The 12,800-nt window shown below is 60.5% G+C and carries 12 protein-coding genes and 1 pseudogene; 5 read left to right on the top strand and 8 right to left on the bottom strand.

Translation table 11 applies throughout. The annotated features are described in order from the left end of the window. The first annotated feature begins 124 nt into the window (after positions 1-124). Positions 125-1,030 carry a helix-turn-helix domain-containing protein gene (locus tag L810_RS01535; protein WP_042972789.1) on the top strand — a complete coding sequence of 302 codons (906 nt, stop codon included), beginning with the start codon at positions 125-127 and terminating at the stop codon, positions 1,028-1,030. A 14-nt stretch (positions 1,031-1,044) separates the two neighbouring features. Here L810_RS01535 and L810_RS01530 read toward each other — a convergent pair whose 3' ends face one another. Then, the gene (locus tag L810_RS01530; protein ID WP_042972813.1) at positions 1,045-1,359 is read right to left on the bottom strand and encodes a hypothetical protein; all 315 of its coding nucleotides are present in this window, start codon (positions 1,357-1,359) and stop codon (positions 1,045-1,047) included. 202 nt (positions 1,360-1,561) lie between these two features. Here L810_RS01530 and L810_RS01525 point away from each other — a divergent pair, with 202 nt between their 5' ends. After that, positions 1,562-1,777: a hypothetical protein gene (locus tag L810_RS01525; RefSeq protein ID WP_034196292.1), complete on the top strand. Its 216-nt coding sequence runs from the start codon at positions 1,562-1,564 to the stop codon at positions 1,775-1,777. Positions 1,778-1,957: 180 nt separating this feature from the next. Here the strand turns inward: L810_RS01525 and L810_RS01520 are convergent, their stop codons facing one another. Together L810_RS01520 and L810_RS01515 are read right to left on the bottom strand one after the other, a co-directional pair. Next, on the bottom strand, positions 1,958-2,557 hold the full coding sequence (locus tag L810_RS01520; RefSeq protein ID WP_021156583.1) for a DJ-1/PfpI family protein: 600 nt from the start codon (positions 2,555-2,557) through the stop codon (positions 1,958-1,960). 164 nt (positions 2,558-2,721) lie between these two features. Beyond that, the gene (locus tag L810_RS01515) at positions 2,722-4,185 is read right to left on the bottom strand and encodes a DEAD/DEAH box helicase (protein ID WP_021156582.1); all 1,464 of its coding nucleotides are present in this window, start codon (positions 4,183-4,185) and stop codon (positions 2,722-2,724) included. A gap of 282 nt (positions 4,186-4,467) precedes the next feature. Here L810_RS01515 and L810_RS01510 point away from each other — a divergent pair, with 282 nt between their 5' ends. Beyond that, positions 4,468-4,722, top strand: coding sequence for an H-NS histone family protein (locus tag L810_RS01510; RefSeq protein ID WP_257008768.1), 255 nt, complete (start codon positions 4,468-4,470; stop codon positions 4,720-4,722). 51 nt (positions 4,723-4,773) lie between these two features. Here L810_RS01510 and L810_RS44515 read toward each other — a convergent pair whose 3' ends face one another. The 4 genes from L810_RS44515 to L810_RS01495 are packed head-to-tail and all read right to left on the bottom strand — an operon-like array spanning position 4,774 to position 10,860. Next, the gene (locus tag L810_RS44515) at positions 4,774-5,061 is read right to left on the bottom strand and encodes a PAAR domain-containing protein (protein WP_021156580.1); all 288 of its coding nucleotides are present in this window, start codon (positions 5,059-5,061) and stop codon (positions 4,774-4,776) included. An 11-nt stretch (positions 5,062-5,072) separates the two neighbouring features. Continuing rightward, positions 5,073-6,110 carry a T6SS immunity protein Tli4 family protein gene (locus tag L810_RS48040; protein ID WP_306415619.1) on the bottom strand — a complete coding sequence of 346 codons (1,038 nt, stop codon included), beginning with the start codon at positions 6,108-6,110 and terminating at the stop codon, positions 5,073-5,075. After that, entirely contained in the window at positions 6,107-8,044 is a 1,938-nt protein-coding gene (locus L810_RS01500) for an esterase/lipase family protein (RefSeq protein ID WP_042972782.1), read from the bottom strand. The genes L810_RS48040 and L810_RS01500 overlap by 4 nt, the downstream gene beginning before the upstream one ends. Before the next feature lie 35 nt (positions 8,045-8,079). Beyond that, on the bottom strand, positions 8,080-10,860 hold the full coding sequence (locus L810_RS01495) for a type VI secretion system Vgr family protein (RefSeq protein WP_042972780.1): 2,781 nt from the start codon (positions 10,858-10,860) through the stop codon (positions 8,080-8,082). A gap of 1,024 nt (positions 10,861-11,884) precedes the next feature. Here L810_RS01495 and L810_RS49700 point away from each other — a divergent pair. Together L810_RS49700 and L810_RS48325 are read left to right on the top strand one after the other, a co-directional pair. Then, on the top strand, positions 11,885-12,094 hold the full coding sequence (locus L810_RS49700) for a sigma factor-like helix-turn-helix DNA-binding protein (protein WP_081712780.1): 210 nt from the start codon (positions 11,885-11,887) through the stop codon (positions 12,092-12,094). Between the two features lie 70 nt (positions 12,095-12,164). Then, complete coding sequence (locus tag L810_RS48325) at positions 12,165-12,359, top strand: hypothetical protein (protein ID WP_051392125.1); 195 nt, start codon at positions 12,165-12,167, stop codon at positions 12,357-12,359. A 110-nt stretch (positions 12,360-12,469) separates the two neighbouring features. On the opposite strand, the pseudogene L810_RS44495 reads toward L810_RS48325, so the two are convergent. Then, positions 12,470-12,746 (bottom strand): annotated as a pseudogene (locus L810_RS44495) (IS5/IS1182 family transposase); the annotation flags it as partial. Positions 12,747-12,800 lie beyond the last annotated feature (54 nt).

Below are 12,800 nucleotides of genomic sequence, written 5' to 3'. Positions count from 1 at the left end.
AGGCCCACGTCACGCCGTATTCACGCTCTGCCACTGCATCGGCGACACACGACGCACGACGCACGCCAGCCAAATATTGCTTTGATATACTTCGCCGCCCCATTCTTCACGTTCCCGCGGACTTATGACTGCCGCACAGTCGGACAACGCATCATCTGATTTCATGCCGGCCGACCTCAGGCAAAGCGTCGTCACACAGACGTTGCCGCACTCACAGGTCAGCATCAGTCGGCTCAAGACATCTCGCAGAAATATTGGCCGAACCGCGCCATACGAACTGGAAGACGCCGATCTCGTCGTGCTGCAATTACGCGCGTTCGGCGAACAGGAATTGTGGCTCGACGGACGTGTCGCTCGTTTCGTCCCTTATCAAGCAGGAACCGTCACGATCCATGACCTCGATCGCAGATGGGTTTCCGACCTGAAGGGAACGTTCGACTGCATCCATTTTCACCTCCCCCGCCGGACGCTGGAGGAGACAGTCGATGAAATCGGCGGCAGGCAGCGGCCACAGCTTTACCTGCCACCGCATTTGAGCAAGGTGGACCCGATCATTCATCGCCTGGGCCAGGCCCTGCTCCCCGCTCTGGCGCAGCCCGGGCATGCGTCCCGGCTCTTCGTCGACCACGTCGCACTCGCCTTTCAGGCACATGTCGCGCGCCAGTACGGCGGCGTCAGCGAGCGGCGGGAGAAGTCGACGGGCAAGCTCACGGCGTGGCAGGAACGAATGGCGAAAGGGTTTCTTCTCGAGCACCTGACCGGGAACGTCACGATTGCCGATGTCGCCAAAGCGTGCGGCCTGTCTCGCGGCTACTTTGTCAAAGCCTTTCATCAGACGACCGGGTTACCGCCCCATCGCTGGCTGATCAATCAGCGCATCGAGCGCGCAATCACGTACATGCGCACGTCATCCATGCCGCTGCACATGATCTCGGATATCTGCGGCTTCGCGGATCAGAGCCACTTCACCAGGACATTTACGCGCGTTACCGGTGTGTCACCGCGTCGTTGGCGCGCGGACAACATCTGAGGCCCCCGCGATACTCATCGCATCCCGGCCCGGGCATCCTGCCCGGCACGCACGCTGCCCGTTCGGGCAAAATCGGAAACCTTCAGCGAAACCGTATCGGCTTTCGCATTCGAGCGCGTCTTCCGGGCGACTGCCAGGATCGGGGCCAGATGCTCGTAAAAGCATTCGAGCTGCCGCGCATCGGATGCCAGTCGCTCGAGGTCGCATGCCTTCTCGAGAATCAACCGGGAAACATGAAAGCGCTGAAGCCCGCGGCCGACCCGAGCCTGAAACACGACGCCATCGCTGTTATGCGGTACCCCCGCCCACACAAGCGAACTGCGGTCCATGAAGCCTCCGAACATTCTTAATCGTCACATCAATATGCCAGCCATCGGCGACGCTGCATATTTGTATTTCAAAATTGTGGCGCGCCGCACATCGGCATGTTCGCGTCATCCGGATATTGCGCTGCAGCAAAAGTGCTCGTAGACTGGGTTCGCGCATCCGATGTCGTTGCCCAGCAGTCGCCCCATGACGGGAGAGCACGCCATGACGACTTTTTCATCAGCACTGAATCAGGCACCCCCTGCCCTTCACGTGTTCCAGCAGGACGGTGGCTGGCACTGGGGTATCACCGTCCCTCGTCCCACGGGGTCCGGCTTCAAACTGATCGCATTCAGTCACCACATCTTTTCCACTGAAGACACGGCCCAGCACGACGGCGCTCGAGCGTTGGCGTCCATCGTCGCAAATGACGTGCATTGAACCTCGCGGATCGGGCCCCGATCACGCTTCCCGATTCGGTGGGATCCGAAACCCGCAAGCAAGGGAAAACGGAAATCACGGCTGCCGCCGGCAACGCGATTGCGAACCGAGGGCGCCGGAGAAAGCGCCATCGCGAACACCGCATGACCCGCGATGAACGCAGTGCGATTTTTTATCGCATTACGGCAGATAAGGCGTGATGTTCGTCAGCGCACGGGAAACGTATTCATCCTTCTCCCCGACCGGCGCAACGTAATGAAGCGCGCTGCGCGCGGCTTCCTCGCCCTCGAGGCGCGCGATGACCCACGCGGCCAGGTATTGCGAAGCAAAACAGCCGCCTGCCGTCGCGACGTTATCTCGAGCGAAGAACGGCTGATTGAGGACTTCGACGCCCGCCTCGACTACCCACGGTTTGGTCGTGAGGTCCGTACAGGCCGGGACGTTGTCGAGGAAGCCGAGCCTGGCCAGAACCAGCGTGCCCGAACACTGGGCACCGATCAGCTGCCGGGCGGGATCGAGTTTCAACTGCTCCATCAGCGTCGCGTCGTTGACGACTTCCCGGGTTCGAATGCCGCTCCCGACGATGACGGCATCCGCCGTGCAGGCGTCGGCCAATGTCGACTGCGCCTGCACGGTCACCCCGTTCATCGATGTGACGAAATGCTCCGGGCATGAAAGCGTGACCCGCCAGTCGGGCTTCTTGATGCGATTGAGCACGCCCAGTGCGATGAGGGAATCGAGTTCGTTGAAGCCCTGAAAGGTCAGAATCGCGATGTGCATGGGGTGCCCGTATCTGAAGTCCGTCGGTGCATATTGCCAGATCGCCGACGCGAACGGCCTGGCGTTACGCCGGATTCACCCCGTCGATGCAACCGCCTTGACGCTGCCGGCGGCCCCCGAACCGCCCGCCAGGTTCAATGACCGGCGTGACTCGTCCCGACACGTCAAGGCTGCCGCTTGCCACGGCCGCCGGCGGGTTTGCCGGCGGGTTTGCCGGCCGGCTTGCGCGATCCCGCAGCCGGCTTGCCCGCCGGTTTGCCGCGCGGTTTCTGCACGCTGAACGGGCTGCCGATGGTGTAATCCGGTTCGTTACCGGCCGGCTTTGCGTGCGCCGCCGCAGGCTTGTGCCTGCTTTCCCCACCTTGCGCTGGCGGGCGCGGTTTTTTACCGGCCACCGGCCTGGCAACGGGCGCCGCCTGCTGCACTTTGGGCTTCTTCGGCTTTTTGGGTTTCTTGATGATCTGACCCGTCGCGCTGGTTTCCGGCACGCGGTGTTCGGCCTCGAATCCCGGCTCTTCTTCACGACGCAGCGTTTGCCGGATCAGCGCTTCGATCGCGGCCAGTTGCGGCGCTTCGTCGGCACACACCAGGGACACCGCGACGCCGCTGGCGCCCGCGCGCCCGGTACGGCCGATCCGGTGCACATAGTCTTGCGCGACGATCGGCAGATCGACGTTGATCACCAGCGGCAGATCGTCGATATCGAGCCCGCGCGCCGCGACATCGGTGGCGACCAGCATCTGGACTTCGCCCGTCTTGAAGCGCTCCAGTGCGCGCAAGCGCGCGGGTTGCGGCTTGTCGCCGTGGATGGTGTCGACCGCATAACCCGCTTCGTCCAGCATAGCCGCCAGGTAATCCACGCCGTTGCGCGTCTTGACGAACACCAGCGCATGCTCCCACTTGTTCTCGGCCACGAGGTGCATGAAGAGGTCGGGCTTGTTGCGCTTGTCCACCGGCACCACCCACTGCTTGATCTTGCTGGCCGTGGCGTTGGGCGGGCTGACGCTGATGTTGACCGGGCCGCGCAGAATGCTCGCCGCCATCGCGCGGATCTCGTCGCTGAACGTGGCCGAGAACAGCAGCGTCTGGCGCTGGGCGGGCAACGCGGCAAAAACGGCGTTCAGTTCGCGCGCGAAGCCGAGATCCAGCATGCGGTCGGCTTCGTCCAGCACCAGCGTTTGCACCTGATCGAACTGCACCGCGTTCTGGCGATTGAGATCCAGCAACCGGCCCGGCGTGGCCACGAGCACATCCACGCCCTTGCGCAACTTCATCATCTGCGGGTTGATGCTCACGCCGCCGTACGCGGCCAGGAATCGCAGGTCGAGGCCCTTGCCGTAAGCGATGAAGCTTTGCAGCACCTGTTCGGCGAGTTCCCGCGTGGGCACCAGCACCAGGACGCGCGCGCGGTTGCTGGACACCGCCGGGCCGTGCTGCACGAGCCGCTGCAACAGCGGCAGCGCGAAACCCGCCGTCTTGCCGGTGCCGGTCTGGGCCCCGGCCATCACGTCCTTGCCGCCGAGCACGGCAGGAATCGCCTTGGCCTGCACCGGCGTAGGAGCCTGGTAATTGAGGTCCTGCAGGTTACGCAGCAAGGGATCGATCAGGCCGAGCGAGGCAAAAGACATGGACGTATTCCGGGCTAAAACCGCAATTCTAGCGGTTGCCGGGCGGACCAAGGCCCGCCGCGGCCGGCCGGAAGCCCGCGACGCGGCACGACACGGCAAACCGGAAGCCGCCACGGGCGCAAAGCAAAAAGCGATTCCAGCCTTGACCTGCGGCGGGATTCCGTAGCCAATCAGGCAGTAAGTCTCGCGTCGATATTGTCGGAATCCAGCCAGACTCGACGGACCGTGGCCGGAGGTTGGTAGCGATGAGCGCTGTGGGGCCGGCGTTCGGAAAAGAAACGCGTGCTTTCGATCCTCCAGGAACAGGTAAAGCAACGGGGAACTACGCAGCAAGAAATCCTCAGCGCGTTGGGCTGCATCGGCAGCCGGAAGAAAACGCACAGGACGCCGGCAAAGTATTGCGACCCGAAGTCGGGCAAATCGTGGTCCGGCTACGGCCCCAAGCCGAAGTGGATCGAAGGCAAGGATCTCGACGCGCTTCTGGTCGATCGTGGACAACCGCAGCCCTGGTGGCCGGAGCGCGATTCGCAAGTCTGAGAGATTGTCCGAGCTGGCCAGCGTACCCCGTCGAGATCCCGTTTCCCTGTTCTACACGTCGATGTACGACGTCGATTGCGACGCCACGAGTTTCGGCGGTGTCGGGCATGCGCACACGCATAGATCGTCACTTAACGCTGCCTGCCGACCATCCGGTCCCGTCGTGGAAATCCGCGGTCCATCGGTTGAAATCTTTCCGACCGTCTTGCAGACGGGACACCAGACCGGATCGTGCTCGTAGGCTTGTTCTCGGCCGCCGATCAGATCCGTATGGTCCCCGCCCTGGACGATGCCGCCCACCGTCGTCGTGTCGCCTTTCACGATGTCGAAGCGTCGCATGGCGGCCCCGTTTAGACCGCGCCCGGCCGCAGGCGCAGACTGTTCAACAACGTCTCCCAGGTTTGCAGCGCGCCTGCCTCGTCGACCGGCGAGGTCGCCTCTTCAGGCGACAAGTTCGGGCTGCTCGCGCCGAGCAGCAGTTGAATGGCCGTATGCGGCTTCGCCAAGGTGCTCGGATCGCCCGGCGCAAGCAGGTAGAACCGATAAGATGTAACTTCGCCTTCCTTCAACGCGAACAGCACTTCCTCGGCGTCCATACCGGCCACTGTGCGCTTTCCTTGTCGCAAGATCCGGTAGCTCCCGCTCGATATCTGGTCCATCTTCGCGCGTAGGTCCGGAAGCGTCTTGGTTAGCGGGCGCCCCTGATCCGAACTGACAGAATCTCGCATTTCGATGACAAGTAGCGCAGGCCTTCCAGGCAGCAAGGCAAGCGATTGTGTTACTTCTTCGCTATAGGTCGATGCCCCCGTGACCAGTCCTCCGTCAAAGCAAAATCCCGATTCGGTCGGAACCGTCCAGTTTTCCCGCGCTTTGATTCGCCGATACGTGTCATTATAAATATCTTCGGCACGTCCAATCGCAGCTGAACCAATTCGACCTACCGTATGAAATAACGTCGAATTCTCGTAGATGTATCCTTCCGTATCGAACGGTAATTTTGCTACCTTTGCCACGCCCTTTTGGTAGACGAAAACCATCGAATCTTTTTTTGGAGAGAACGCTTTTTCGAGCCAAGCATGCCCCATCTTGTTATTCGGATCTGACGGATCGAATCTCTTTTTCGTTCGATACTCTTTTTCCAACGCATCGATCTTGGCTTGATAACTGATCATCGACGCGTTGTGTTGTGTCTCCAGTTTTTCTCCGCGAAATTTGTACTCTTGATTTGTCAACTCACTGGAAATTGGTCGGTCGAACACGAAGCGCCCGATGCACCAGGGTCGCGACTTGGACAATAATGGATTCGTCATGATGAGTTCATTCGCAAAGGTCAATGAGCAGGCCGAGAGGCCTGCTACCAGAAGTACAAGATGGCGAATTCGGTTCAATTCTTCGGCTCCGGTGCGTCCTGCGCAATCTGGACAATACTATAAAGTAACGCCCAACGTGCCCACGGATGGTTGTAGCTTTCCTGGTGCACATAGCCCCCTTGATCGAATATCATTTGTACACCCTTAGCCGCTCCGCCACTTGCACTACGTGCAGGCGATTCGGCAGACCAAACCGGCACAGTTCCGTCTCCCGGCACGATACCGTTCTTTTCCGGATCCGGGACTTTGCTTCCGTCCGGCAATACAGGTTTTTTCTGTACCTCAAACTCGATGGTAACGTTGCGAGTATCCAGATGCACGCGTACCGTCCCTCGGTGCGAGTCGCTCAAAAATCGGGCGGATTTCAACTCCTCTTCTGTCACACCCGGCGGCACATTACCCTTCCAGATCACAGTACCCCACGCCAGCAAGTCATCTAGTTTTTTGCTTTTCTCCGTCTTGCTTTTATGGCCGTCCTCGCTCGAGTCCACCGCCCCCTTTGCTACCAGGGCGCCGTCCCCATATGAGAGATACGTCTTTCGGTGATACGAATCCTTGATTTCTAGCTGATTGTTCACAACGGAAAACATTGTCGCCGCAAAATTTTCGAAGACGTCGTTATCTTTGGCGTCTGCGCCAAGCCGCTCTTTTACGATGCCTGCTGGATCAAGTAGCCCAGTAGACTGCCTTGGAACCAACCCGTACCAGTTTGGATTTGTAAAGATGTCGTTATAGGCGTCACCATTCTTGGGCAACGTCATTACCGGGGTACCGTTCAGCTGCGAGAATATCCACCACGCCTTTCCGTTGTGGTAGTCCGGCATCGGCAGCAGTTCCAGCGGGCCAGGCGCGTTCGCCGCCACTGCAACAAATTCGTCCGCGTTGCTGCCGAGCAGCGCGCCGTTGATGAACCCGTTCAGCAACCCCTCATTGCCGCCACCCGTGCGAAATCGTTTTGCCGCAATCGGTGCGCCGGTCGCCGGCAGCACGTTGTGGAATACGCCGTGCATCAAACCCTCTGCACCGTGCATCGCAACCGCCATACGGGCAACCAGGCCGCCCATCGAGTGGGTGAGAATGATCGCCTTGCCGCTGTCGTTCTCGGCGATGATCTCGTTGATCCCCATCAGCCGCGCTTTCTTGCCGCTCTTCTTGTCCGTGAAGGTCAATCCCTCGATCACGTCCTTCGCCGACTGTTCATTCGACTGCAGCCAGTTGTAGCCGATCGCATACACCCGGTAGCGGTACTTCAGGAATCGTTTGAAGACTTCCGAGTCTTCGGTGATCGCCTGCCCCCGGCCTTGCTCACCCACGCCCGTCGCACCATAGTCGGCGGGCTCGGTGCCCAACAAGGGCTTGAGCGTCCAGTCCTTGCCGTCAGGATCGGTCTCGATCCACGCGCCTTTGTTCTTCCCCATGCATCGGGGCTCGTTGAGCTGCTCCTCGAGCCAAGCCAGCATCGGCTGGTAGCTCGACCGGTAGACCGAACCCCAGCCACGTCGGAGTGCCTCGGCTTCGTCGACATACTGGTCTTCGCTATCGTCCTTCTGGACCTTGCCCGCACGAACAGGTCCGAGCGGTGTCACGACTGCCTTGGTCGGGTCGTATCGCGTCTCTCGCGTGGATGCGCCCTTGAACCACATGCCGAGCAGCGCCGGCAGCGCCCCAAAGTCACCCAACATGCCGTCCGTGTTCGGTGGGAAAAAGATTGGGTCCCCGGTCTCCTTGTTGACCAATGGGGAGCCCATCACGCCCGGCAGGAAGATCACCGGCATGATCGGACGGACGTCGCACAGCAACTCCTTTTGCCGCGTATCGCTCGCCGGCGTCAACGTGAAGTGCCCGACCGACGCGCCGTCCTTGTCGGTGCGGCTGGTCACCCGCACGACATCCTGTTCTGCACTATCGCTGAACGGCGAACCGCCGGCGGAATCGTTCGTGTTGTCAGTCATCGTCGTTGTTCTATTTCGCGTGTCGGTTGTCGAATTCACTCAGCAGCACCGATCGGCCGGCGCCGTAATGCGCGTACCGCCAGCTTCTCGATATCCTCGCTCCTCTGCTCGGTGATCTGCCCCAGCTCGTCCGTCGTCCCGGACAACTTTGTCCCGTCGCCACGAATCAGCTCGTACGGATGGTTTTTCAGCACCTCGCCGGTGATGCGATCACGCAGTACGTACGGGTCGTTGAACCTGGCCGTTGGCATACTGTTCATTCGCTGGGCCACCGAGCTCGGCCCCTGCCGACTGAAGGACGCCGACTTGATCGTGCGGCCGGCTTGCGTGCCGTCCTCGATCCCGGACGCCGACCACTGCGTGTACGATCCGCCGGCCTTGATCCAGATCTCGTCGGCATCGAGCACGATGCGCTTGGCTTTCACGTTCACTTCTTTCCCGGCGTTCACGCGCACGTCGTCGGTGTGGGCCGAGATCTCGACCTTCCCTTTCGCAGCAAACAGCTTCATGCCGGCCTTGTGAACGAACAGGCTGATCTTTTCTGCGGCCGCAACGATCAGTGACTTCCCGCTTCCCAAATGCGTGTTCTCGCCACTGATCACGTTGACTTCCTTGTCGGCCACCACGTGGGCCGAATGATCGGCGATAGCGGCAAAGTCCGCGGGAGTCGCGATGACGATCACCGGTTTCGCGAATCCGTTGGCGTTGCCGGTACCGCCGCCGGCAGTGACCCCGCCCGAATTTCGGCCCGACACCGCGTGCTCCGCATCCTTGGCCAGCGCGTTGAGCGCGTCCTGACCGGCTTGCAACGATTCGGCTTGTGCTGTCGTGCTGGCGCTCGACAGCGATTCCGCCAGCATCCCGGCTTTCTGCAATTGCGTACGGGCTTCTCCGACACTCATCTGTTCGTCGTCGTAGGCTTTCCGATGCGTGCTGATCGACAGTCCCTTGCTCGCACGAACCGCGCCGTATTCGTCGGCGTGCAGCACGAACCCTTGCCCCAGATAGCGGCCACGCGTATTGCCGTCCTGCTGGATCAGGTAACCCTGGGTCAGCGCTGCATAGCTCTGCCCCGTGTAGCTGATCAGTCGCGTGCCGCCCTGGTTCGTGGCGTCGTCGTGGATGAATGCGTTATACGCTCCGGTTTTGCCGAAGCCCTGCGACTGAAACCCCGACAGCAGCACATTGGTATGCCAGGGCGCGGGTGTCGTGCCACCGCTGGCGCGGCCCAAGATGAAGGGTTTGTCACAGTCGTTTCCCCAGTAGCCGACGAGCACCCATTCGCCGGCGCGGGGAACATGCACCCCACCGTAGCCGTTCCCGGTATCCGCCTGCATCGACGAAAGCAGGGGCGAGGCATTGAACGCACCCGGCGGATTCTTCCTGTCCCAGGCGAAATGGACACGGACCTGATTGCGTTCGTTCGACCACGCTTCGAATCCTTCCTGCGTGACCACCAGCGCATGCTCGATCGGCATCGCGGGCTTCGGATGCTCGAAGGGGCTGCGATACTCCAGGCGCACGTCCTGCGCTTCGACCTCAATCACGTAAAAGCCGGTTGTTCCGTCCTCGCCATGACCCGGAGTCGAGAAGCGTGCGCCGTGGGCTGCCTGTTGTTCATCCAGTGTCGCGCGCAGACTCAGCGGAAATTCCGCCAACGGCTGGCCGATCGGCACATTGTTCTCGATGAACCAGCGCGCTTCGACCACCAGGAAGGTCCGGGCATCGCTGTCGTGTTCCGGATGGCGTGGATGGTCGTTCAGGACGAAGCGCGATCCCGCATCGAGCCAACGCAACCCTCCAACCCCGAAGTATCGGCGCGCTCGCGCATCCCAGCCCTGTACACGCCTGCGTGCACGCGCTTCGCCACTGGTCTCATCGGGGTAACCGTAAGCGGTCGGCTCATAGACCGTCATCGGTGCAGCCGGTATCGATCGTTGCTCCGCCTGATGGCGACCGTCGTCGGCCGCGTAGCCGACCGACTGGAGCGCACTGGCCACTTCAAAGCGAGCGGTCGGGCGCTTGTAGTCGAACGAGCTCGATTCGTTTCGCAAGCTCTGCATCGTCTGCATGGCCGCCCAATGCGCAAACCCGCTCACTACTTCACCGTCCCCGGCATCGCGAACAAAATCGGCTGCCTTCGGATCCGGCAGCGCGGCAACCCGGTCGACGATCACCAGTGTGGTCTTGGGCGTCTCGCCGTTACGGACCGGATCGTGGACCCAGTAGCAATACCAGCCCTCGTCTTCGAGCAGCCGATGGAAAAAGTGCAGATCCGTCTCACTCTGGCGGCACCACGAGCGCACTGCCGGTTCGCGATTCAGGTCGAAGCGGAAGTTGCCATGCAGCTGCGGATAGCGATTCAGGATCTCGGAAACGATTTCCTGCGCACTTTGTTCGGTCCAGCCTTCGTCGTTGCGGGTGCCGCCCAGGAATACCAGCGCCGAGGAAAACTCGAGCTGGTATGTCGACAGCCCACCGTCCCCGCCGAGGTAGCCGACTTTATGTACAAAGCCGTGGATCGGCCGATAGACCGCGTCGGCGAAAGGGGCACCGGGCTGTTGCAACCAAAGCGTCACTGGCTGATGCATCAGCGAGAGCAACGCCGTATCGTCGCGCAGGGACGCGACATCGATCGTCCAATGGTAGTCGCGGCCAATCCGCGCCGAACCACGCGCGCGCAGCGGGATCAGCGCGTTTTGGCCGAGCGGCGTGTCCAGTCGCAACAGCCGGTTGTTCTGCAATAAGCCCCGATGGATCGCGTTATAAAGCTCGCGATATTTAAACTCCCCCGGCGCGGATGGTCTAAGTACCATTGTTCTCTCAGGTTCGTTTTAGAGTTTTTCTTCGAAAGTGCGACAACGCTTGCTCGCGCGTGTCTAGTCGCGGCGCATCATCATCGCTCCATTCTCACGACCGGATAGTGAATTTTTCGTGTCTCGATGTGGCGCGTCGTAATGATCGCCCGTACTACGATTGGTCGCACCGCACTCACATACAGCTGCATAAACAAACGTCCGGGAATTGCAGTGCCATAACCCTAACGCTTCACCGTCATAATCGCCAACGATCGCACCATTGTGATTTGAAGATTTTTCACATTGCAATTCATTATCGATACCCTTTGCTTTGCAGGTTGATAATATTAATCTCGTCGACAAGGTTAATTTCACAAATCAGCTAACAAAGTCACGGTTCCGATTTGATCTTGTTCCTTCCTGTTTGCCCCGCTTAGTATCGTGACGTCAGCTATTGCCAAGGGTCATCGCTGAGGTTCGGCGAGTCGTTGTCTACCCCCGGCCCGCGACTCGATTCAGCCATCGACTCCTTGCGCCGACGGTTCTTTCTCTCAAGCTTGCAAACACCATGGTGCTTCGACCATCACAGGGATGCAACGCCGTGCCCCCGGAACACTGTTCGTCAAACCAGGTGAATCGATGCACGATCACCTCGACCTCGGTCCGCACGCGCTTCTCGGTGTCATTGGACGCGAATTTCAGGACGGACGGTTTACGATCGGACAATGTGCGGCTCACCTGCCTCATCCAGCAGGGTTGAATCGCATGCACGCGCGGATCCAGATGGCCGTTCGATTAGGTTTGATCGTCCGGGACGGCACACGCGAGGGCCACGGCTTCCGGCACGCGCCACACGCATGGGAGCCGGTGCGTCGCCGGCTTGAAGAATGTTGAGAATCGTTATCGTGACTTTCGTTTTCCCGACGAAGGGATAAGACGCGTGTGACGCGCTTCTTTGCGTTTGGCTCCCTGAACCGGATAGCTCACTTGCGGCAGCAATAGCAAATGGTTCTCGATCGCCCGTCCTGCCCGGCCCCGGCCGATGCGTCCCGACGCCCACCGCCGTCGTCGATTGGCCCAGCTGGCACAACCGCTGGATGGCCTTCCGGCCGTTTGCCGCGAGGCATACTTTCTGTGTCGCGTGCGCGGGTTCAGCATCGAACAGGCGGCGCGCTCGCTCGGGCTCGAGCCGGCCGTCGTGCGCACCTATCTCGTACGGACGCAACGCGCCTGCCACGCCGCACTGTCCTGAACTGTGAGCCGCTGCGAAGAAAAGAATCGCAGGCCATGCCAAGAGCCCTCGAAAAAAACCGGAGAAAACGATGTCGCTTGCAGAGATTGATCGGGACGGGTGGGAACTGGATGATGCCGAGCCGATCGCTTTGGCGCACCCCGCCACCTTCTGGTTACCCGAGCGTCAGCGACGCGAGTCCCTCGTTCCGGGCGACATCGTGAAGCTCATCTTTCGTATCCGGACAGTGGATCGGGAGAGAAACGAAAAGAACGCATGCGGGTAATTACAGAAGGAATCGTGGGAGGGGTGTATGTTGGGCGGTTCGATAACGACCCATCGTGTACTCGCGACATGGTTGCCGACTTTGAAGTCAAGTTCGAGGCTCGTCACGTGATCGATACGCCTGAAGATATTCCAACAGACAAGCGGGCAACCGGGTTTCAGGAATGCCTCGTGAATGTCAGCCCGTCGCTCGAAGCAAGTGCGTAGGCGACGAAAACTGTAGAGCCAGAAATGAGTGCGTTCGACCATCCAACGATACTTGCCGAGTTCGCTGCCGTGTCCGGCCCGGCGCTTCGCGATCACTGGCTGGATACCGCGATTGCGCAGGGCTGGCCGATGCCGCTCGGAGTCGTGGCCGCGATCGATAGACCACGCGAGGCCGTTGAATCGCTCGATGCTGCCCCGTCACGAAAGCCGGGTGATAAGCTCGATGCCGGCGCGC

This window comes from Burkholderia sp. AU4i (assembly GCF_000466765.1).
Classification (GTDB): Bacteria; Pseudomonadota; Gammaproteobacteria; order Burkholderiales; family Burkholderiaceae; genus Burkholderia; species Burkholderia cepacia.
This window is presented reverse-complemented; position numbering and strand designations above follow the sequence as displayed.

Bases quoted from the DNA above. Each gene is read 5' to 3' on its own strand.
- L810_RS01525 (WP_034196292.1), top strand. From the start codon at position 1,562: ATGACGACTTTTTCATCAGCACTGAATCAGGCACCCCCTGCCCTTCAC.
- L810_RS44515 (WP_021156580.1), bottom strand. From the start codon at position 5,061: ATGCGACGCTTCGACATCGTGAAAGGCGACACGACGACGGTGGGCGGC.
- L810_RS01535 (WP_042972789.1), top strand. From the start codon at position 125: ATGACTGCCGCACAGTCGGACAACGCATCATCTGATTTCATGCCGGCC.
- L810_RS01515 (WP_021156582.1), bottom strand. From the start codon at position 4,185: ATGTCTTTTGCCTCGCTCGGCCTGATCGATCCCTTGCTGCGTAACCTG.
- L810_RS01500 (WP_042972782.1), bottom strand. From the start codon at position 8,044: ATGACTGACAACACGAACGATTCCGCCGGCGGTTCGCCGTTCAGCGAT.
- L810_RS01520 (WP_021156583.1), bottom strand. From the start codon at position 2,557: ATGCACATCGCGATTCTGACCTTTCAGGGCTTCAACGAACTCGATTCC.
- L810_RS49700 (WP_081712780.1), top strand. From the start codon at position 11,885: ATGCGTCCCGACGCCCACCGCCGTCGTCGATTGGCCCAGCTGGCACAA.
- L810_RS01495 (WP_042972780.1), bottom strand. From the start codon at position 10,860: ATGGTACTTAGACCATCCGCGCCGGGGGAGTTTAAATATCGCGAGCTT.
- L810_RS01530 (WP_042972813.1), bottom strand. From the start codon at position 1,359: ATGGACCGCAGTTCGCTTGTGTGGGCGGGGGTACCGCATAACAGCGAT.
- L810_RS48325 (WP_051392125.1), top strand. From the start codon at position 12,165: ATGTCGCTTGCAGAGATTGATCGGGACGGGTGGGAACTGGATGATGCC.